19 protein-coding genes and 2 tRNA genes are annotated in these 20577 nt (G+C 69.0%); 11 read left to right on the top strand and 10 right to left on the bottom strand.

The genetic code is table 11. From position 1 onward, the window contains the following. Positions 1-127: 127 nt before the first annotated feature. On the bottom strand, positions 128-892 hold the full coding sequence (locus tag ACFV15_RS43325) for a hypothetical protein (RefSeq protein WP_378358668.1): 765 nt from the start codon (positions 890-892) through the stop codon (positions 128-130). A 2-nt stretch (positions 893-894) separates the two neighbouring features. After that, complete coding sequence (locus ACFV15_RS43320) at positions 895-1479, bottom strand: papain-like cysteine protease family protein (RefSeq protein ID WP_378358666.1); 585 nt, start codon at positions 1477-1479, stop codon at positions 895-897. A gap of 184 nt (positions 1480-1663) precedes the next feature. Between ACFV15_RS43320 and ACFV15_RS43315 the strand changes: the two genes are divergently transcribed. Continuing rightward, on the top strand, positions 1664-4363 hold the full coding sequence (locus ACFV15_RS43315; RefSeq protein ID WP_378358664.1) for an AAA family ATPase: 2700 nt from the start codon (positions 1664-1666) through the stop codon (positions 4361-4363). Between the two features lie 4 nt (positions 4364-4367). Here ACFV15_RS43315 and ACFV15_RS43310 read toward each other — a convergent pair whose 3' ends face one another. After that, complete coding sequence (locus ACFV15_RS43310; RefSeq protein ID WP_378358662.1) at positions 4368-5768, bottom strand: amidase; 1401 nt, start codon at positions 5766-5768, stop codon at positions 4368-4370. A gap of 369 nt (positions 5769-6137) precedes the next feature. Further along, positions 6138-7103, bottom strand: a complete 966-nt coding sequence (locus ACFV15_RS43305; RefSeq protein ID WP_378358661.1) for an NAD(P)H-dependent oxidoreductase — start codon at positions 7101-7103, stop codon at positions 6138-6140. Positions 7104-7233: 130 nt separating this feature from the next. Between ACFV15_RS43305 and sigJ the strand changes: the two genes are divergently transcribed. Then, on the top strand, positions 7234-8106 hold the full coding sequence (sigJ, locus tag ACFV15_RS43300; protein WP_378358659.1) for an RNA polymerase sigma factor SigJ: 873 nt from the start codon (positions 7234-7236) through the stop codon (positions 8104-8106). Here the strand turns inward: sigJ and ACFV15_RS43295 are convergent. Continuing rightward, on the bottom strand, positions 8103-8975 hold the full coding sequence (locus ACFV15_RS43295) for a LysR family transcriptional regulator (protein WP_378358657.1): 873 nt from the start codon (positions 8973-8975) through the stop codon (positions 8103-8105). The genes sigJ and ACFV15_RS43295 overlap by 4 nt on opposite strands. 76 nt (positions 8976-9051) lie before the next feature. On the opposite strand from ACFV15_RS43295, the gene ACFV15_RS43290 reads away from it, so the two are divergent. The 3 genes from ACFV15_RS43290 to ACFV15_RS43280 are packed head-to-tail and all read left to right on the top strand — an operon-like array spanning position 9052 to position 11226. Continuing rightward, entirely contained in the window at positions 9052-9471 is a 420-nt protein-coding gene (locus tag ACFV15_RS43290; protein WP_378358656.1) for a hypothetical protein, read from the top strand. A 7-nt stretch (positions 9472-9478) separates the two neighbouring features. Then, positions 9479-11050: a multicopper oxidase family protein gene (locus ACFV15_RS43285; protein ID WP_378358670.1), complete on the top strand. Its 1572-nt coding sequence runs from the start codon at positions 9479-9481 to the stop codon at positions 11048-11050. Next, on the top strand, positions 11047-11226 hold the full coding sequence (locus ACFV15_RS43280) for a hypothetical protein (RefSeq protein WP_378358654.1): 180 nt from the start codon (positions 11047-11049) through the stop codon (positions 11224-11226). Before ACFV15_RS43285 ends, ACFV15_RS43280 begins: the two co-directional genes overlap by 4 nt. A gap of 21 nt (positions 11227-11247) precedes the next feature. On the opposite strand, the gene ACFV15_RS43275 is transcribed toward ACFV15_RS43280, so the two are convergent. Continuing rightward, positions 11248-11320, bottom strand: a tRNA-Lys gene (locus ACFV15_RS43275). Between the two features lie 174 nt (positions 11321-11494). On the opposite strand from ACFV15_RS43275, the gene ACFV15_RS43270 reads away from it, so the two are divergent. Beyond that, positions 11495-12664, top strand: coding sequence for an Ig-like domain-containing protein (locus ACFV15_RS43270; protein WP_378358652.1), 1170 nt, complete (start codon positions 11495-11497; stop codon positions 12662-12664). Between the two features lie 101 nt (positions 12665-12765). Here ACFV15_RS43270 and ACFV15_RS43265 read toward each other — a convergent pair. Beyond that, a tRNA-His gene (locus ACFV15_RS43265) sits at positions 12766-12838 on the bottom strand. A gap of 76 nt (positions 12839-12914) precedes the next feature. After that, a complete protein-coding gene (gene orn, locus ACFV15_RS43260; RefSeq protein WP_091289330.1) occupies positions 12915-13523 on the bottom strand; it encodes an oligoribonuclease in 609 nt (202 codons plus the stop codon). Positions 13524-13624: 101 nt separating this feature from the next. Between orn and ACFV15_RS43255 the strand changes: the two genes are divergently transcribed. Together ACFV15_RS43255 and ACFV15_RS43250 are read left to right on the top strand one after the other, a co-directional pair. Further along, positions 13625-15145 (top strand): helicase HerA-like domain-containing protein, encoded by a 1521-nt coding sequence (locus ACFV15_RS43255; RefSeq protein ID WP_378358650.1) that lies wholly within the window; start codon positions 13625-13627, stop codon positions 15143-15145. A gap of 66 nt (positions 15146-15211) precedes the next feature. Further along, positions 15212-15589 carry a DUF3224 domain-containing protein gene (locus ACFV15_RS43250; RefSeq protein ID WP_378358649.1) on the top strand — a complete coding sequence of 126 codons (378 nt, stop codon included), beginning with the start codon at positions 15212-15214 and terminating at the stop codon, positions 15587-15589. Here the strand turns inward: ACFV15_RS43250 and ACFV15_RS43245 are convergent. Together ACFV15_RS43245 and ACFV15_RS43240 are read right to left on the bottom strand one after the other, a co-directional pair. Continuing rightward, positions 15570-16475 (bottom strand): S1C family serine protease, encoded by a 906-nt coding sequence (locus tag ACFV15_RS43245; RefSeq protein ID WP_378358647.1) that lies wholly within the window; start codon positions 16473-16475, stop codon positions 15570-15572. The two genes, ACFV15_RS43250 and ACFV15_RS43245, sit on opposite strands and share 20 nt — an antisense overlap. A 92-nt stretch (positions 16476-16567) precedes the next feature. Further along, positions 16568-17332: a class I SAM-dependent methyltransferase gene (locus ACFV15_RS43240; protein ID WP_378358646.1), complete on the bottom strand. Its 765-nt coding sequence runs from the start codon at positions 17330-17332 to the stop codon at positions 16568-16570. A gap of 121 nt (positions 17333-17453) precedes the next feature. On the opposite strand from ACFV15_RS43240, the gene ACFV15_RS43235 reads away from it, so the two are divergent. The 3 genes from ACFV15_RS43235 to ACFV15_RS43225 all read left to right on the top strand — a co-directional run bounded on the left by ACFV15_RS43235 (position 17454) and on the right by ACFV15_RS43225 (position 20462). After that, positions 17454-18383: a DNA-3-methyladenine glycosylase family protein gene (locus ACFV15_RS43235; RefSeq protein WP_378358644.1), complete on the top strand. Its 930-nt coding sequence runs from the start codon at positions 17454-17456 to the stop codon at positions 18381-18383. A 63-nt stretch (positions 18384-18446) separates the two neighbouring features. Continuing rightward, positions 18447-19166: a M50 family metallopeptidase gene (locus tag ACFV15_RS43230; protein WP_378358643.1), complete on the top strand. Its 720-nt coding sequence runs from the start codon at positions 18447-18449 to the stop codon at positions 19164-19166. Between the two features lie 63 nt (positions 19167-19229). After that, the gene (locus ACFV15_RS43225) at positions 19230-20462 is read left to right on the top strand and encodes an aldehyde dehydrogenase family protein (RefSeq protein WP_378358642.1); all 1233 of its coding nucleotides are present in this window, start codon (positions 19230-19232) and stop codon (positions 20460-20462) included. The last annotated feature ends 115 nt before the right edge of the window (positions 20463-20577 follow it).

The following is a 20577-nucleotide window of genomic DNA, read 5'->3' as shown; positions in this document are numbered from 1 at the left end:
TTTGTTGTTCCTTCGCAAGAACAATCATCCCAAGTCAGAGGGCATCTGCGCGTCCACGACACGATCAACTCACCAAGATCCTCGGCGGATCCAGGCTCAACGTTGCGAACGGGGCGTTCACGTCGGGTCACGCCTCGGTCCGCCTCCGCAGCCGGAGCGCCACGCCCGCGGCCAAGACGAGCGCGCCGGCACCGGCCGCGATCGACCAGCCGGGGACGCCCGTGTCGTCGGAAGCCGGTGCCGCAGGGCCGAAGCCACCGGCCGCGCCGGACCGGTCGTAGGCCGAGCCGGGCAGCTTGTCGCCGTAACGGGCGTGCACGGCGGACTGGTACTGGGCGACGGTCATCCGGGTGCCGGAAGCCACGCCCGTGGTCGAGCCGTCGAGCACGGTGACCGCGTCGCCGTCGACCGCGTACCAGGCGTTGATCTGCGGCTCGTGCAGGAGATAACCCTTGCCCGCCTGGGTGGCGAGGCGCTTTTCGACGTCACCGGACGCGATGTTCACCACCGTCCAGTTCTGGCCTTCGCGCTGCGCCCACACGGTCGCCGCCTCGCCGGTGCCGAGGGTCGCCGGCACGGCGACGTAGGCGAGGTCGGCGGGCACCGCCGAGGTGCCCGCGACGAAGGCCGCGGTCGGCTGGTAGACCGCGATCGACGCGGCCGGTTCGGCCTTGGCCGCGTTGGCCATCCTGGCCGCGACCTTCGGGCTGTCAGGGAAGGTGACCTTGGCGAGCTGGTCGACCGTCGACGGGCTGGTGGCGAGCGCGGCGACGGCGGACAGGTCACGGGCGTCGGGGGTGCCGGCGGGCTGGCCTGCCGCGGCCGCCTGGCCTGCGCCGAGCAGGAGACCGAGCGCGATCAGCAGTCCCGCGCCGAGAAGGGGCCTGGTCATGGTCAGTCCTCGATTCCGTACACGGTGTGGGTCCAGGTGAACTGGCTGTTGCGCAGGTACGACGTGTAGTTCATGTGGTTGTAGCGCGGGTTGCTGCCCCATGGGTCGCCGAAGTCCACTTTCGTGGTGCTGGTGGAGTTGTCGTAGCCGTAGAGCACGTGCATGTGCCCGCCGCCGTTGCTCCAGCCGATCCGGGTGCCGATGGGCCGCCCGGCGTCGACCTGGCTCTTGATCGAGGCGAAGCTCAGCGTCTGGCCGCCGGAGTTGTAGGTGCCCGCGTTGCGGAAACCGAGCCAGCGGAACACCCGCTGCTGATCGCTCAGGTAACCCTGGTTGTTGGCGCAGGTGGTGCCCGATTCGTTGTGCGCGACCTGGCAGAACTTGGTCTGGGACAACGAGTGTCCGAAGTAGGCGGCGATCGTGTTGCCACTGGCGTCCCAGCACCAGTTGCTCTTCTCCTGTGCCTGCATCTGGATGCCGACCTGGCCCGCCAACTGGGCGGCGGTCGCCGTCGCGGGCGCCTGCAGTGCGAAGACCGAGACGGCGGCGCAGGCCGCCGCCAGTCCGCGCGCGAGTGAGCGTTTCACGGGCACTCCTTACGCTAAGTGCGCAGATGGGGATCGTGGGTAACGTGACGCAAGAAGATTCACCCGTGCGTGGTGAGACTGACAACCCTCTGGTCAATAAGTAAGGACCCGTATTGGTAATTGCTCACCCGAGGGGGCGGAATTCCCTCCTTTGGGAGGGGTGCGCAGTGACTAAAGTCCGGACATGGTGTCGAGTGCGGCCTTGCGGGATGCCGCGCGGCCCGCCGCCTTCGTCGTGGTCGAAGGTGAACCAGGCGCGGGCCGGTCCACCTTGCTGGCCGTTTTCGCCCGCCACGCCTGCCGTGAGCACGTGGTGCTTTCGGCGCGCTGCACCCGGCTGCGGCGTCCAGTCCCGTTAGGACCGTTGCTCGAAGCGGTGATCGCGTTCGGTGACAACTGGCGTGCCGTGTCGGACCGGCTGTCTCCATTGACAGGCGCACTCCGCGCATTACTGCCGGAATTGGCGGAGATACTGCCGCCCTGGGACGCGGAAACCCCTACACGCCACCAGATCTTCCGCGCGCTCAGCGAATTGCTGACCCTGCACGACCGCACGTTCCTGTTACTCGACGACGTGCACGAAGCGGACGAGGAAACCCAGGATTTCCTGCGTTTCCTCGCAGGTCGCCTGACACCGAGCTTGACCGTCGTCGCCACTTCCGTCGCGAGGCTTCCACGATCGGGCGCGACCGCGCGGCTCGTGCTGAATCCTTTGGAGATAGACGAAATCTCGGCATTGGCGGGCTCCCGCGAACTGGCCGAGCGGATCCGCGACCGGACCGGGGGAGTGGCCGCCGCCGTCGCCGCGATGCTGGAAACCGGCGACGACCTTCCCGCCGCGTGGTGCGACGCGTTGACGGCGCGAGTCGACGGCACCGACGGCGCGCCGATCGCCGAGGCGGCCGCCGTACTGGGCGGTCCCGCCTGCGCCGCCGCGCTCGCCGCGGTCTCGGGTGTCGCCGAAATCGAGCAGGGCATTATGGCCGCGCTCGCCGCCGGACTCCTGCTCGACAAGGGCCGCGGCCGCTACGTCGCACGCAGCCCACTGGTCTCGGATGCCTTGTACACCACCATTTCGGGGCCGCGAAGGTGTGTGCTGCACACCAGGGCCGCGAACTTCCTGGCCGCCACGGCCGAACCCGTCGCGGAACGCGTGGCCCACCATTTCCGGCAGGCGGGCGAGCTCGACGACTGGGTCTGCTGGACCTCCGACGCGGTCGACCGCGCCGCCGACGACGACAGGCCCGACGAGACCATGCGCCTGCTCGAAGCGGCTCTCGACGACCCCGGCCTGCCGCGCGCGGCCCGCGAGGTGTTCGCCGTCCGGCTCAGCCGTGAACTGGCACTGGGCCTGGTCGACGAGCACACGGTGCGGTTGCTGCGCCGCACGATCCGCGACTGCCCGCTGACCAGGTCGGCGCGCGGCGAGATCCGGATCAACCTCGGCCGGGTGCTGGTCAACCAGACCGGCCAGGTGGACGCGGGCCGCGGCGAGATCGAACTGGCCGCCGCCGACCTCGCGCACCGCCCGGCGCTGCTCGCCCGCGGCCTGGCGACACTCGCGTTGCCGCATGTCGGAGCCGTTCCGGTCGAGCAGAACCTGTGCTGGCTCGACCAGGCGGAGCAGGTCAGCGAGCGCGTTCAGGATGCCGAAGTGCTGGTCGCCGTCGCCGCGAACCGAGTCGCGGGCCGGATGCAGGTGGCCGACCCCGGCGCCTGGGACGCCATCGAGACCCTCCCGCGCACGCCCCAGCCCGCCGAGGTGCGCAGGCAGCTCAGCCGCACGTACATCAACCTCGCCGACGCGGCCGCCTGGAACGGCTACTACCAGGCCGCGCGTACCTACCTCGCGACCGCGAGACGTCTGATCGGCAACGAGAACCAGCCGTACCTCGAGGCACTGGCGACCGGCACCGAACTCCGGATGGACGTCGAGACCGGCGCCTGGTCCGAAGTGGACCGTGCGGCCAGGCTGCTGGTCGAGCAGGTCGGGGCCACCAGCTCACTCGCCGCCGAGCCACTGCTGGTGCTCGGCTGGCACGATTTCGGCCAGTCCCGCCGGGCCGCAGCACTGCGCAACTTCGACGCGGCGTGCGCTCTCGCCGCCGGAAGTGCTCCGCTCCAGGCGTCGGCGTTCGCGGGCCGCGTCGCCGTCCATCTCGCGGGCAAGGACCTTCCCGTCGCGAGCCGTCTCGCCGATCAGGGCATCGAATGCTTGCGCCGCAAGAACAACTGGGTCTGGGCGGCCGAACTGGTCCCGCTCGCGATCCGCGTCATGCTCGCCCAAGACCGCACCGCCGACGCCGCCGCGCTGCTGGCCGAATACCACCGCGGCGTCGACGATCGGGACGCCCCGCTCGCCCATGCCGCGGCCCTGTTCGCGGAAGGTCTGCTCGCCCATGCCGCCACCGACCTCGTCACCGCCGCGGATCTTTTCAGCCGGGCGAGCCGGTCGTATCACGCGTTCCCGCGCCCGGCCGCCGCTGCCAGAGCCGGCGAACTCGCCGGCGAATGCTTCGCCGCATTGGGCGATCACCAGCGAGCGCGCGGCGTGCTCACCGCCGCCGAAACCACCTACCGGGCACTGGACGCGGCCGCGGACGCCCAAAGATGCCGCCGCACCCTGGTCCGCTACGACCCGACCACGCCACGGCGCGGCAGGCGGGGCTACGGCAGCGAACTGTCCCCGCGCGAGATCGAGGTCGTGGAGCTGGCCGCGCAAAGCCTCACCAACCGCGAGATCGCCGCTCGCCTGTTCCTGTCCGCGCGCACGGTCGAGGTCCACCTCGGCCGGGCGCTGCACAAGCTCGGGCTGCCCTCACGCACGATGCTGAGCCAGGAGTTGCTGCGCAAACACCGGCGCCCCAAGCCGATGACGGCCTGAGCGCTCAGTCCTGGATGCGCCGCCAGGCCTGCTGCTGCTCGAGCTCGAACGCCGTCTCGATCAGGCTGCGCTCGTCGCCGTGCGCGGCCGACAGCTGGACGCCGACCGGCAGCCCGTCGTCGGTCTGTCCCATCGGCAGCGAGATCGCCGGATTGCCCGCGACGTTGTCCATCGGCGTGAACGCGACGTAGTGCAGCAGCCGGTCGATCAGGGTGTCGAAGGGGACCGCGGGGCTGATGTGGCCGAGCTTCGGCACGCTGTGCGCGAGCACCGGCGAGAGCATGAGTTCGTGGCGCTGGAACAGTTTCGCGTGCGCGTGCTTGACGCGGGAGAGCCTGCGCAGCGCGGCGGGGGTGTGCCGCAGGTTGCGGAGGTAGTGCGCGCGAAGGCCGAGCGTAAGACCGTCCAGTTTGGTCCGGTCGTAGCTGCGGTCGACCAGCAGCTTGCCGGTGCCTGCCGCGAAGGCGGCCAGCATGCCCCAGTAGAGCGTGAAGTCGCTCGCGAACGTCTCGTCCACCGGCAGGGTCACCGGCGTGACAACGTGTCCCTGCTTCTCAAGCAGCGTCGCGGTCCGTTCGACGGCTGCCCGCGTCGGCGCGTCCAGCACCGCTCCGGTGACGCTTTCGGTGATCAGCCCGATCCGCAGCCGCCGCCGCGCCGGGCCGTGCACCAGTCCGATCGGGGGCAGCGCGGGGTTACGCCAGTGGTCCTCCTGCGCGGCGATGAAGGCGGCGGTGTCGCGGACGGACCGGGTGACCACTCCCTCCGAGATGATCTTGATCGGCAGATGGGCGGCCTCTTCGCCGTCCAAGTGCCTGCCACGGCTGGGCTTCAGCCCGATCAGCCCGGCGCAGGCGGCCGGGATCCGGATGGAACCGCCGCCGTCGTTCGCGTGCGCGAGCGGCACCACCCCGGCGGCGACGAGCGCGGCCGAGCCGCCGGAGGAGGCGCCGACCGAGTACTCGGGGTTCCATGGATTGCGCACTGGGTCGGCGTTCGCGTACTCGGTCGTCGCGTTGAAGCCGTATTCCGGCATCCGGCTCTTACCAAGCACTGTCACGCCGGTGGAAACGAACTGGCTTGCGTAGCGGCTGTCCACCTTCGCTGGCCTCGCCACGAAAGCCTCGGTGCCATGGTTGGTCGGCATACCGCGCAAGTCGGTGTTGTCCTTGACAAACGTCGGCACGCCGAACAGTGGCGCTTCGGGATCCTGCCCATGCCGAGGGTTCTCGTAAACGGAGTGGACGACGGCATTGAGCGCGGTGACCCGTTCCGCCCGCGCGACCGCGGCCTTGGCGAGTTCGGCGGGACTGACCTCGCCGCGCCGCACCCGTGCCGCCAGCTCCACCGCGTCGTGATCACCCAGCGCGTCATCGGTGAACGCGTGCACCCGCTCCGCCGTCATCGTGAAACTCCTTCAGGTCGGTTGACCCCATCATGACCGGCGCCGCGCCCGCGTGCCGGGAGCAGCGACGTACGTCACCCGGGCGGCAGGGAACACCAGCGGGCCCGAGGCGTTGTACAGGGTGTCGGTACGGCGGTGTCCCCGGGCCTCACCCCTTGCCTTCACGGAATACCGGTCAGGCCGGAGCCGTGTCGAGCCACTCGCCGAGAGGCGACCCCCGTGCCGACCTTGAACTCCCGTCTCTGCTCGCAGGCCGTTCCCCCAGGCGGCCTCCGCTGGGCAGGGGCGGGCCCCTCACCGTTCGGGGTCGTGAGTGTTCCCGCCGGTTAGAACCGGCCGTACCACTCACGACCCCACTCGCACGCCACGTCAGGGCTCGAGGTCGGTCACCCCGGCGCCGCTGGCGATGTCGAGCGGCACGGAAACCTGATCGTGCGTGATCAGCCAACTCCCGTCGATCTTCCGGAAGCAGAACGTCGCCCGTACCCACATCCCGCCCATCGGCGCTCCGTCCTTCATCCCGCTGAGCCGTCCGAAGCAGTGTACGAACGCGACACTTCCGTCCATCGTCACCGTCAGATCACGAACCTCGTAAGTCACGTCGTCGAAGAACACGAACGCGTTCGCCCAGTTCTTCAGCTTCGCGTCGATGCCGGCATGCTGCAGCGGCGGGTCGATGTCGAAGGACACGACGTCGTCCGAATAGAGCTGACGGAGACCGTCCAGATCCTTGGCCTTGATCGCTTCGATGACCTTGCCGATGTGCTCCCTGATCCCGGTGTCGTCCGCGGTGCCGCGCAGCGGCGCGAGAGCGGTGCTCCAGGCCACGACCTGGTCCAGCGTCTTGTCCAGGGCGGTGACGTTGTACTCGCCCGGCTTCAACACGGCGAAGTCCTCGAACTCGGTCACCAGCGACAGCGACACCTGGGACGCCACATCGGCCATCTCCAGCGCCCCGCACATCAGCCGCAACTGCTCGACCGCGCGGGCGCCACCCACGCCGCCGTATGACACGAACCCGATCGCCTTGTCACGCCATTCCGCGCGCAGGAAGTCCAGCGCGTTCTTCAGCACCGCGGGTGCCGAGTGGTTGTACTCGGGGGTGACCACCACGAACCCGTCGAACGGCGCGATCGTCGCCGCCCACGAGCGGGTGTGCGCGTGGCGGTACTCGCCCGGCAGTTCGTCCAGGTGCGGCAACGGGTGGTCGAGCAGGTCGATCAGCTCGAACTCCGCGTCCGAGCGAAGCCCCGCCCGCTCCTGGACCCACCTGGCCACCTGCTCGCCCCTGCGTCCCGGTCGGGTGCTGCCGAGGATGATGCCGATCCTGATCATGGGTCTCCTTCATTCGTGGTGTCGCTTCCGAGCACTACGACGACGTGACCCTCGAAAACATCAGGCATCCTGACAATGCGATGGGATGTCTCGTCGGACTGAACGAAGACACGAACCGACGGGAGCACCGATGATGGACGCGATCCTCAGCGAGCGCCGCCACCTGATCAACATCGCCTACCGGCTGCTGGGCTCGCTGGCCGAAGCCGAGGACGCGGTCCAGGAGGCCTACGCCCGCTGGTACGCGCTTTCCCCGCCGCGGCAGGACGCGATCGCCTCTCCCGGCGCCTGGCTCACCACCGTCACCAGCCGCGTCTGCCTCGACCTGCTCGGTTCGGCACGCGCCCGCCGCGAGCGCTACGTCGGCGAATGGATCCCCGAGCCGCTGCCCGACCCCTCCGAAGGACCCACCGGCGACCCCGCCGACCGCGTCACCCTGGACGAGTCGGTCAGCATGGCCTTCCTCGTCGCGCTGGAATCGATGACCCCCGCCCAGCGCGTCGCGCTCATCCTGCACGACGTTTTCCATTACTCCTTCGCCGAAATCGCCGAGATCACCGGCCGCACCCCGGCCGCCTGCCGCGAGCTGGCCTCCGCCGCCCGCCGCCGCGTGCGCGCGTCCCAGCCACCTGCGGCGCTGGCCGTTCCCCAGGCAGACCTGGTCCGCGACTTCAAACAGGCTTGGGAAGCCAAGGACATCAGCACACTCGTCGGCCTGCTCGACCCCACCGCGACCTTCACCGCGGACGGCGGCGGCCTGGTCACCACCGCACTCCACCCGATCGACGGCGGCGAGCAGATCGCCGAATTCCTCATCGCCGTCGCCACCAAAGTCCCCGGTGACTTCACGATCCTGGAGCGCACCGTCAACGGCCAGCCGGGCCTGCTGATCCAGAACGACGGCGTTCCCTCGTCGGTCTACGCGTTCGACGTCGCGGACGACCGCATCACACGCATCTGGGCCATCCGTAATCCCGAGAAACTCCGTACGTGGACCGACTAACCCCAGTCCCACCCGGTGATGGTGGCGCGCAAAGCGCGAGCGGCGGCTGACAGGTCGCTGTCCCCATCCCAGAACAAGGTGAGCCTGCGACGGCAGTCCGGGCTGTCGACGCCGATCCAGACGAGCGGCAGCTGAGCCGCCATCCGCCGCGCGAAGCCGGGCACGAGGCCGATGCCGAGCCCCGCGCCGATCAGGTCCGCGATGGCGCTCGGCTCGTCGACCTCGCAGACGATCCTCGGCGTGAGGCCGTGTGCGGCGAAGAGCCGCTCGAGCAGCCGTCGTTGCCAGTGCCCCGCGCGAGCGGTGACGAACGACTGCCCGGCCAGCTCCTCCACGCTCACCGACGCGCGGCCCGCCAGCGGGTGGTCGAGTGCCGCGGCCACCCCGACCTCCTCGTCCAGCAGCCGGGCCTGCTCCAGTCCCTCGGCGAGGATCGGCTGGGAGGCAACACAAAGGTCGACGTCACGCGCACGCAGGATGCGGGCCATGTCTTCGGCGGCCGACCACTGGAGCTCGATTTCGACGGACGGATGGGCACGCTTGTAGGCGGCCAGCGGCGCGGTGAGAGTCAGAAACGTCTCCGACGCCAGCCGCACCGTGCGCACGCCCTCGCTGGTGGCCTCGGCGACGGCACGCCTGCCCGCTTCCAGCTCGCCGAGTGACCGTTCGACGTGTCCGCGGAACAGCTTCCCGGCTTCGTTGAGCCGAAGCCTGCCGCCCCGGTCGAACAGTGGCGCGCCCAGCTCACTCTCCAGGCGCGCGATGGTGCGGCTCACCGACGGCTGGGCGACGCGCAGCTCGTCGGCCGCGCGGCTCAGGTGCTCCAGCCGCGCCACCACGAGGAACTGCCTGAGCGAGTTCAGGTCCATCGCACTTCATGCCTTTCCGAGCATAACCGCATAGCAATACTGATCTTAGACGAGATACCTCTCAAGGCATACCTTCGTGGTCGAAAGCAAGAACGAACGAGAGGAGGACACCTTCATGGTCACCGACAAGGTGATGCGGGCACTCGTCAGCGCGCACGTGCTCGCGATCTTCGCGCAGCCCGTGTTCGCCGGCGTGTATCTGAGCGGCGACTTCGACGGGCTGAGCTGGCACGTGATCGGCGCGAACGTGGTCACCTCGATCGGCTTCCTGCAACTGATCGCGGCGATCGTGGTCTGGGCACGGGCGCGCCGGGCATGGCCGCTGCTCGCCACGCTGGCCGTGGTGGCGGCCGAGACGGTGCAGTACTTCGCCGGGCTGGACGGGGCGCTGTGGCTGCACTTCCCGCTGGGCGTGCTGACGATCGCCGGGCTCGTCGTGCTGTTCGTCGCCGTATGGCGGCAGCCGATCTCACACGAGGAGGCCACCCGTGCGTGAGCGCACCATGAACCGGCGGCAGCTACTGGGCATCGGCGGAGCTCTCGGGCTGCTGGCGGTCACCGCGCAGTCGGGCGCGGCCATCCTGGCCAGGCGGCCCGCGAGCACCGGCGCCGAGTTGCGCAGCGCCGCGCCGCTGCCGGCCGCGTTCACCGTGCCGTTGCCACTGCCACCCGTGCTGAGGCCGATCGGCGCCGACCGGTACGAGATCACCCAGCGCGAAACGGCTCTGGAGATCCTGCCGGGCCTCAAGACTCCATTGTGGACATACAACGGCACGTTCCCCGGCCCGACGATCGAGGCACGCCGCAGCAGGCCGATCACCGTGACCCACCACAACCGGCTGCCCGTGCCGACCGTCGTGCACCTGCATGGCGGCCGGACCCCGCCGGAGTCCGATGGATACCCGACCGACCTCGTACTGCCGGACGGCTGGCACGATCCGATGGCGGGGATGCACGGCATGCCGGGGATGCACATGCCGATGTCCGATCCGCGGGCGGTGGTGACCAGGCTGACGCGGGACTACGCGTTTCCGATGGACCAGCGGCCCGCGATGCTCTGGTACCACGACCACCGCATGGACTTCACCGCGCCGGCCATCTGGCGGGGACTCGCCGGGCTGCACATCATCCGGGACGACGCCGAGGAGTCACTCGGCCTGCCGTCGGGATCGCGCGAGCTGCCGCTGGCGATCATGGACCGCGCGTTCGACCGCGACGGCAACCTCATCTACCCCGCGCTCGACCCTGCTTTGCGGGAGAACCCTGGCGTCCACGAGCCGTACCTCGCGGGCGTGCTCGGCGACGTGATACTCGTGAACGGCGCGCCATGGCCGGTGCACGAGGTCGACGCGGCGCGTTATCGGCTGCGGCTGCTGAACGCCTCGAACGCCCGGCACTACGAACTCGAAGCGGTCACCGACGACGGGCGACGGCTGGATCTCGTGCAGGTCGGCGCCGACCAGGGACTGCTCGCGGCGCCGGTCACCCACCAGGCGCTGCCGATCGCCCCCGCCGAACGCTACGACGTGGTCGCCGACTTCTCCGGCGTGCCGGTCGGCGGCCTGGTCACGATCGTCAACCGGCTCGGCTCAGGCCGGACCCGTGACGTGATGGCATTCCGGGTCGTGCGCCGCGGCGCCGACGACAGCCGCGTTCCCGCCGTACTGTCGACCGATCTGCCCGAGTGGAAGCGATCGGATGCCGTGCGGGTGCGGGACTTCTTTTTCCGCGCCGGGCGCATGAACGGCGGCCACGGCTGGCTGATCGGCGGGCTGCCGTTCGACCCGGCGCGTTCCGACGTCACGGTCGGGCTCGGCGACGTCGAGGTGTGGCGGCTGATCGCCGATGTCCACCATCCCGTGCACCTGCATCTGGCCGGGTTCCGGGTGTTGTCGCGTGGCGGGCGGCCGCCGCTGCCCCACGACGCGGGCCTCAAGGACACGATTTCCCTGCGGCCCGGCCAATCGGCGGAGATCATCACGCGCTTCGACGGCTACCGCGGACGGTATCTGTTCCATTGCCACAACGCCGAGCACGAGGACATGGGGATGATGGCGAACCTCGAGATCGCGTGATCGACGAACTGCTCGCGAACGTCCTGCGCGAATTGGCGCTCGCCGCGGCCGAAGCCACCGCCGGCATCATCTCCAGGCAGGCGCCGCACATTCTCGGGCTCACAGGAGGCCACAAAGGACATTCGAATGAACGAGAAGATTGTGCTGGAAAGCAAAAATCTCCAGGTCAACAATGATGTTGACCTGGAGATTGGGAGTGCGCCATCAGGGACTCGAACCCCGAACCCGCTGGTTAAGAGCCAGCTGCTCTGCCAATTGAGCTAATGGCGCGTCTTCTCCGCTTCGGTTTCCCTCGGCGACGTGGAAAAGATTAGCACCCCCGCCGGAGGGCCTCTGCAGGCACCCCCCTCATAACGGGATGGGCACTCTCCGCACGCGTGTTTGCGCCGGTCAGGCACACTGGGCGGCAACAGGGGTAGACGTGAGTACGAACGGACGGTTTCCATGAGGGTCTGGGGTGTGGCAGGGCTGATACTGGCCGTGGGGTTGGTCGCGGGGTGTACGAGCGCACCGGGGACGGAGACGCCCAAGGCGCCGACGCCTGGTGGCGGTACCTCCTCCGTCGAGGTGAAGCCTGCTTCTCTCGCGTTGGTGCCCGCGACGGGCGCCGCGGATGTCGAGCCGGGGCTGCCCGTCTCCGTCGCGGTCAAGGACGGGAAGGTCGGCGAGGTGAAGCTGACCGGTGCCGACGGCAAGCAGGTGCAGGGTAAGGCCAAAGAGGACGGTAGCGGCTGGGAATCGGCTGAGCCGCTGGGTTACGGCAAGAGCTACACGGTCAACGCGACCGCGACCGGCACCGACGGGAAGCCGCAGACGGCGACCTCGACGTTCACCACGGCGAAGGCCGCGCGGCAGATGACCGTCTCGATCAACGCCACCGACGGGGAGACCGTCGGCGTCGGCATGCCGCTGATCTTCACCTTCGGCGGGAAGGTGCCGGACAAGGCGCTCGCGGAAAAGGCGTTGAAGGTCACAGCGGAGCCTGCCACCGAGGGCGCGTTCCGCTGGTTCGGGGACCAGACGGTGATCTGGCGTCCCAAGGAGTACTGGAAGTCCGGCACGAAGGTCACGGTCGACGCGGCCGTCTACGGCAGGCATCTCGGCAATGGCACCTATGGCAAGGAAGACCGCGCCTCGCACATCACCATCGGTGACAAGCTGATCGCGGAGGCGGACGGGTCGACCTTCCAGATGAAGGTCTCGGTCAACGACGCCGAGGTGAAGACCGTGCCGATCTCGATGGGCAAGCCCGGTCACAACACCCCGACCGGCAGCTACACGGTGATGAGCGAGCACAACGGTTACACCATGGACTCCGGCACCTACGGCGTTCCGGAGGACAGCCCCGGCGGCTACCGGACGTTCGTGCAGACCGCGGTGCGGCTGTCCAACAGCGGCATCTTCTACCACTCGGCGCCGTGGTCGGTGGGGCAGCAGGGCAAGCGCAACGTGAGTCACGGCTGCCTCAACCTTTCGCCTGCCAACGCGAAGTGGCTGATGGACCTGACCAAGCGGGGCGACATCGTCACGGTCACGGGCAGCGGCGGCAAGCCGCTGGAGCCGACCGACGGCTGGAGCGTCTGGCAGCTTCCCTGGGACCAGTGGAAAGCCTGAGCCGCTGAAAAGGGCCCCCGTCACCGAGTGGCGGGGGCCCTTTCTTATGCCCGGACAACGAAAAATCCCGTCCCAGAATGTTCTGGGACGGGATTCGGGAGGGTGGATAACGGGGCTCGAACCCGCGACCTCCGGGACCACAACCAGGTGCTCTACCAGCTGAGCTATATCCACCATGTCGCGGCGATCCGTACTGCGATCACCTCGGCCCGCATAGCTTATCGGACCCCGTACGGGCCTCGCGACCGGGTTACCCGCGATGCCGTTTGAGCACTTCAGCGGCCGCGACCTTGGCCTGTTCGCTGGTCGGTCCCGGCTGCGGGACGAAGGCGATCTCGCGGTAGTAGTCGAGCTCGCCGATGGACTCCTTGATGTCCGCGAGCGCGCGGTGCGCGAGGCCCTTTTCCGGCTTGGCGTAGTAGATGCGCGGGTACCAGCGGCGCACGAGTTCCTTGATCGACGAGACGTCGACCATCCGGTAGTGCAGGTGCGCGTCGAGTTCGGGCATGTCACGCGTGATGAAGCCGCGGTCGGTGGCGATCGAGTTGCCTGCCAGCGGCGCGCTGTTGGGGTCGGGCACGTGCTCCTTGATGTACTCGAGCACGCGGCGCTCGGCCTCGGCCAGCGTCACGGCCGACGCGCGGACCTCCTCGGTGAGCCCGGACTTGGCGTGCATGTCGCGCACGATGTCGGGCATCCCGGCTAGCGCCTCGTCGTCGGCGTGGATCACGATGTCGACGCCTTCCCCGAGCACGTTCAGCTCGGCGTCGGTCACCAGTGCGGCTATTTCGATCAGCGCGTCCTTGGCGAGGTCGAGCCCCGTCATCTCGCAGTCGATCCAGACTAGGCGGTCAGTCACCCCGGAACCCTAACCCGACAGGGGGGTTCCAAGCCGCGCGACGTGCGTGTTCGGCGCGTTACGCTCGGCTCGGCAGCGAAGTCGTTCCCAAGGAGTGACCTGTGACCAGTCCGGCCGGTGTGATCGCGAGCGGTTATGTGAGTGAGGGGCCCGCCGTCGAGCTGGGTGCGGTGGTGATCGACGGGCAGGCCGAGGCTAGTGCCGCCGTCCGGTTGCCGATGGCCACCCTGAACAGGCACGGGCTGGTCGCCGGCGCGACCGGGACGGGCAAGACGAAGACGTTGCAACTGGTCTCCGAGCAGCTCTCGGCCGCGGGCGTGCCGGTGGTGCTGGCCGACGTGAAGGGTGATTTGTCCGGCCTGGCGGCTCAGGGCGAGGCCAACGACAAGCTGACCAAGCGAGCGGGCGAGCTGGGCGACGACTGGCAGCCCGCCGCGTTCCCCGTGCAGTTCCTCTCGATCGGCACCGGCGGCAAGGGGTCGCCCATCCGCGCGACCATCACCAGCTTCGGTCCGGTGCTGCTGTCCAAAGTGCTCGGTCTCAACGAGACACAGGAGTCGACGCTCGGGCTGATCTTCCACTGGGCCGACCAGCGCGGCCTCGCGCTGCTGGACACAAAGGACCTTCGTTCGGTCATCGCGCACCTGACCAGCGACGAGGGCAAGGAGGACCTCAAGGGCATCGGCGGGGTGTCCGCGGCGACCGCCGGCGTCATCCTGCGCGCGCTGTCCAATTTGGAGGCTCAGGGCGGCGAGGACTTCTTCGGCGAGCCCGAGCTGGACGTCCACGACCTCATGCGCCAGGTCGACGGCAAGGGCGTCGTCACCTTGCTGGAGCTGGACAACCTGCAGGCCAAGCCCGCGTTGTTCTCGACGTTCCTGATGTGGCTGCTGGCCGAGCTCTTCGAGGAGCTGCCCGAGGAGGGTGACCTCGACAAGCCGAAGCTCGTCTTCTTCTTCGACGAGGCGCACCTGCTGTTCAACGACGCCTCGAAGGCGTTCCTGGAGCGCATCGAGCAGACCGTGAAGCTCATCCGGTCGAAGGGCGTCGGCGTGTTCTTCTGCACCCAGCTGCCCACCGACATCCCGAACAACGTCCTCTCGCAGCTCGGCGCGCGGATCCAGCACGCGCTGCGCGCGTTCACCCCGGAGGACCAGAAGGCGCTGACCAGGACCGTCAAGACGTATCCGACGACCGAGTACTACGAACTGGACAAGGCGCTGACCTCGCTCGGCATCGGTGAGGCGATCGTCACGGTGCTGTCCGAACGCGGGGCGCCGACGCCGGTGGCGTGGACGAGGCTGCGTGCGCCGCGGTCGAAGATGGGGTCGATCGGCGAGGAGGCCATCTCGGCCGCGACCACGGCCTCTGACCTGCACGGGAAGTACGCGGAGACGATCGACCGGGAGTCGGCGTACGAGAAGCTGGCGGCGAAGATCGCCCCGCCCGCTCCGGACGCACCGGCGCCCGAGGCCGCGCCGGCACCTGCGCCTCAGAAGGACGAACCCAGCGTGGTGGAGAAGGCCATGTCGAACCCGGCGGTGAAGTCGTTCTTGCGGTCCGCGGCGAGTGCGCTCGGCCGGGAGATCACGCGTGGGCTGTTCGGGAACCGGCGCCGGTAAACCTGACAGGAGATGGCAGGTATGGCGGGCAGGCTGTCCGCCATACCGACCTGAAGGGGATCAGCCATGCAGACCGCCACCGCCGCTTTCAACCTCGACAAGTGGGAGCCGCAGTCCGAAGAAAAGGCGGACGGGACCGAGTTCGCGCGGGTGGCGATCGCGAAGACGTTCACCGGCGAGGTCGAGGGCACGAGCACCGTGGAAATGCTCACGGCCGTGAACGAGATCGGGCGGGCTTACGTCGCTTTCGAGCGCCTGTCAGTCGCGGTCGGCGGACGCAAGGGCTCGTTCGTGCTGCATCACAGCGCCGGTGAAGCCGGCTTCACGCTGACGATCTTGCCCGGGTCGGGTACCGGTGATCTGACCGGAATCACCGGTACCGCGGCCATCGAGCAGGATGCGGAGGGGAATCACACCTTCAAGCTCAGTTACGAGCTGCCGTGATCTGGTCGACGATCTTCTTGGCGTCGTTGATCGGGATCGAGAAGCCGATGCCGATGCTGCCCGCCGAGCCGCTCGGGTTGTAGAGCGCCGAGTTGATGCCGATCACGGCGCCACTGGCGTCGACGAGCGCGCCGCCCGAGTTGCCCTGGTTGATCGAGGCGTCGGTCTGGATCGCGGTGTAGCTCGGGCTATCCGAGTCACCGTTGGCGGTCTGGTCGTACGGCGACTGCTGCTTCTTCCCGATGTCGGACAGCTGGCGGTTCAGCGCGCTGATGATGCCCGAGGTCACCGTGTTCTGGAGGCCGCCAGGCGAGCCGATCGCGACGACCTGCTGGCCGACGGCGAGCTTGCTCGAGTCGCCGAGCGTCGCCGCGGTGAGCCCGCTCGCGCCCCGTGCCTGCACCACCGCGATGTCGGCCTTGGTGTCCGAGCCGACCACGTCCGCCTGGTACTTCTTGCCGTCGGAGGTCACGATCTGGACGCTGGTGGCGCCGTTGACGACGTGCGCGTTGGTCAGGATCTTGCCGTCGGCGCTCAGAATCACGCCGGAGCCGATGCCCTGGCCGCCCTGCGCGGTCTTGACGTTGACCTGCACGACGCTCGGCGTCACCTTCGCGGCGATCTTGCTGACGTCGTTGGTGGTGGAGTTGGAGATCTGCTGCCCGGTGGCCGGAGCCGACGAGCTGCTCGACGGCGGCGTCGGGCTGTCGAGTCCGACGATCAGCGCGCCACCGGTACCGCCGAGCAGCGCGGCTCCGAGCGCCGTCGCGCCGACCAGCAGCGCGAGCTTGTTGCTCTTCTTCTTCGGCGGGGGTGGCGGCGCCTGGTTGAAGAGCGGGTTGCCGTAGTACGGCTGGTACGTGGGGTGCGGCTGGAATTCGGTCATGTGCCTAGGTTCGCGCCACTGGTTGTGAACAACCTGTGGATTATCCTTGGCTTTTCCTGATAAGAACTGCCTGATAAGAACTACCTGAGAGATCAGCGCGTTCCGGCGACTATCTGCGTGACGCCTGCGAAGCGTTCGCTCACGCTCTTGAACCCGAGATCGCGGAGCTTGCCCGCGATCTCGCCGCGGTCGAACATCTTCTGCCCGCTCGCCGTGCCCAGCGCCGTGTCGACCAACCGGGCAGGCTGCCAGGTTCGGCGCGCGCTGGTGAGCAGCACGACGCGGCCGCCCGGCTTCAAGACCCGTGCGAACGACGCGAGCGCGGCGTCGGGGTCGGCGAACATGTGCAGCGCGGCGAAGCAGCACACGGCGTCCACTGTGGCCGATCGCAATGGCAGGTCGACCGCGTCCGCGCGCAGGTAGGCGATCGGGTCGGCGGGGCCTGCGTTGTCGAGCGCGCGGTCGAGCATGGTGCGGGAGCCGTCGAGCCCGATGGCCAGCCCGTCCGCGCCGACTGCCTTGCCGAACGCACGCGTGAACCGGCCGGTCCCGCACGCGACGTCGAGCGCGACGAGACCGGGGCGCAGGCCGAGCAGATTGGTCGCGATGGCGATCTCGCCCGCCATCGTGGGCCCGCGCAGTCCTTTCGCGACCCGGCCGAGCGCGGGGCGCCAGTACTGCTCGTAGATGCTCGGCACGATCGAGGTCCGCATCAGCCGCTGGGCGATCCCGGTCGGCGGACCGGCCTGGTCCTCGTCGCCGAGCAGATCGAGGAAACCGTTCGTGGGCCGTGCCTCGTCACCGGCTTTGAGCAGTGCGAGCGTGCGGGCTTGGGCGTTCGAGTGGGTCGTCGGCACTGACAGCTCCTCTGCGCTCAGATACCGGCAGTATGCCGCACCGGCCCGGGCCTGACACCCCTGAAACTGTCGTACCCCCGGCCTACCGTCGTAGGGGTCGTCGATCGAGAAGGAGATGGTCATGATCAGCACGGTGTCTTCGCAGGTCGCGGAGGTTTCGTTCACAGGCGCGTTCGACCTGGACGCGTCCACGCGGTTCCTGGAGGGGTTCGCGCCCGCGTCCAGGCCGGATGCCGCCGCCGAGCCAGGAATACTCCGCATGGCGTTCCCGGTGGAGAGAACCTGGTCGCACGCGGGAGTGGTGGTGCGGCAGCGGGCGCCGGACCGGGTCGAGGTCGAGGTGTTCGCCGAGCCCGATGTGGTGCCGCTCGCGGTCGCGCAGGTGCGGCGGATGCTGTCGCTGGATGTCGACGGCGAGGGATTCACGCGCGTCGGCGCCGCGGACGAGGTGGTCGCCGGGCTGCAGGACCGCAATCCGGGGTTGCGGCCGGTGCTGTTCCACTCGCCGTACGAGGCGGCGTGCTGGGCGGTGATCGGGCACGGCATCCGGATCGTGCAGGCGGCCGGGATCAAGCGGCGGGTCGCCGAGCGTTACGGCCATGAGGTCGATGTGGGCGGAGTTCCGCTGATCTCCTTTCCCACGCCGGAAGAACTGCTCAAGATGGACAGTCATCCGAGCCTGCCGCCCGCCAAGGTCGAGCGGCTGCACGCGATGGCCAGGGCCGCGCGTGACGGTCTGCTCGACGCGGAAACGTTGCGTGCCAAGGATTCCGCGGAGGCGCTGACCAGGTTGCTCAAACTGCCGGGTATCGGGCCGTTCTCGTCGCAGCTGATCCTGATCAGGGGCGCAGGCCATCCGGACGTCTTCCCGCGCGACGAACGCCGCCTGCAGGACGAGATGATGCGGGTGTACGGGCTTTCCGGCGCTGTCTCCGCCGCCAGGCTGGAGCGTATCGCCGATGCCTGGCGGCCGTACCGGAGCTGGGTCGCGTTGTTGTTCCGCACCGAGCGGGAAAGCCGCACCGGTGAGATCGGAGGGCGCCGATCTTGATCACCCACGGCGATGATCACCCACCTAACGGGTAGCCGACCTGGCATGTGCTGAGGTGTCCGGGTGCGAGAACCGGATCCGAACGCGGTGGCGGGTGTGCTGGACGCCCAGCCCGACCCTGGTAGCTGGCTGGCCTTGATCACCGGCGGCGTGGCGTTGATCGTCGTGCTGTCCGGGACACCGTGGCGCTGGGCGCGCACGGCGATCACGATCGTGCACGAGGCCGGGCACGCGCTGCTCGCGGTGCTCGTCGGCCGCCGGTTGCAGGGCATCCGGCTGCACTCGGACACCTCGGGCGTGACCGTCTCGCGTGGCAAGCCGGAAGGCCCCGGCATGGTGCTGACCGCGCTCGGCGGGTACCCGGCGCCCTCGGTGCTCGGGCTGGTCTTCGCGGGCCTGCTCGCGGCGAGCCGCGTCACGGCGCTGCTCGTGCTGGCCGCGGTGCTGCTGCTGGCCGTGCTCGTGATGGTGCGCAACGCCTATGGCGTGCTGGTCGTCGTGGTGACGGCCGGGGTGCTGGCGCTCGCCTCGCTGGTGGCGCCCGCGTCGGTGCAGGCGGCGTTCGTGTACCTCATGACGTGGTTCCTGCTGTTCGGCGGCGTGCGGCCGGTGATCGAACTGCAGCTGAAACGGCGCCAGGGCCAGGCCCGCGACTCCGACGCGGACCAGCTCGCCAGGCTCACCGAGGTGCCTGCGGCGCTGTGGGTGCTCGTGCTCGCCATGATCTCGGTCAGCTGCGTGATCATGGGCGGCGCGTTCCTGCTGCAACCCACGCTGAAGTAGGCGCGCGGGCGTGCGGCACACTGATGACCTGCAAATTGCTGGTCAATGGTTGGAGTGATCGCCGTGAGTGACGTGGCCAAGGCTGTCGAGGAATGCGCACGGGCGGCCAAGCAGGCGGCCCCGTCGCTGGCCACCGCGACCGATCAGGCCATCGACGCCGCGCTCACCGCCATGGCCGAAAGGCTGCTGGCGCACCGTGACGAGGTGCTCGAGGCCAACCGCGCCGACGTCGCCAAGGCGACCGAAGAGGGCATGAGCGCGGGCCTGCTCGACCGGCTCACGATCACCGACGAGCGCCTCACCGGCATGGCCGAACAGCTCCGGCTGCTCGCGGGCGCCCCGCACCAGGAGCGCTCCCTCGAGCTGTCCACATTGGACGGAGGGCTCCGCCTGGTCGAGCGCCGCCGCCCGGTCGGCGTGATCGGCGCGAACTACGAGGCCCGCCCGAACGTCACCGTCGACGTGGCCTCGCAGCTCGTGAAGTCCCGCAACGGCGGCGTGCTGCGCACCGGCTCGGCCGCGCTCGGCTCCGCCCAGCGGCTGCTCGACGTCGTCATCGCCCCGGCACTGGCAGGCGCGGGCATCGACGCCGACGTCATCCAGCTCGTCCCGCGCGTCGAGCGCGAAGCGGCGGCGGCGCTGGTGAGCCTGCCCGGCCTGGTGCCACTGGTGATCCTGCGCGGCAGCGGCGAAAGCACCCGCAAGCTCGCGACCGAGGCCGCGCTCCACGGCGTCGGCACCCTCGCCCACGCGGACGGCGGCGGCGTCCTTTACGTCGACTCGGCCGCCGACGCCGCCAAGGTCCGCGACCTGGTTTCCGCCAGCCTCGACCGCCTCGGCGTCTGCAACCGCCTGAACCTCCTCCTCATCCACGCCGACGCCCACGACGCGCTCTGGCCCTCGATCACCGAGGCTCTGGCCGAGCGCGGCGTCACCCCGTCGCTCGCCCCCCACGAGCACCCCATCGGCTACGAATGGGCACTCGACTCGGACAACGAGGCCACGGTCACCGTCGCCCAGGTCTCCTCACTCACGGAGGCGGTTTCGATCGCCAACGAGCGCACCTCAGGCCTCGCCGCGGGCATCGCGACCGAGGACGCCACCGCGGCCGAAGCCTTCTTCGACGGTTACACCGGAACCGGTGTCTTCTGGAACGCCCCGACCCGCCTCCTCGACGGCTTCAAACTCCTCGCCGTCCCCGAGACCGGCATCAACCTCGACAACGTCCCCGGCCCCCGCGGCCCGGTCACCTACACAGACCTCTACGTCCGCCAGTACGCGGTGCTTCCGGCGTAAGGACTCGTGAGCGTTCCGGGCGGTTAGTACTCCAGCTGTAGTTCGTGATCGGGTGCTGGTTGTTGGTGCCGTCGCTGGTAGTGGCATTGGCGGGCTCGGTGTTGGTGGTGTCGTC

The organism is Amycolatopsis sp. NPDC059657 (assembly GCF_042734395.1).
GTDB lineage: Bacteria > Actinomycetota > Actinomycetes > Mycobacteriales > Pseudonocardiaceae > Amycolatopsis.
This window is presented reverse-complemented; position numbering and strand designations above follow the sequence as displayed.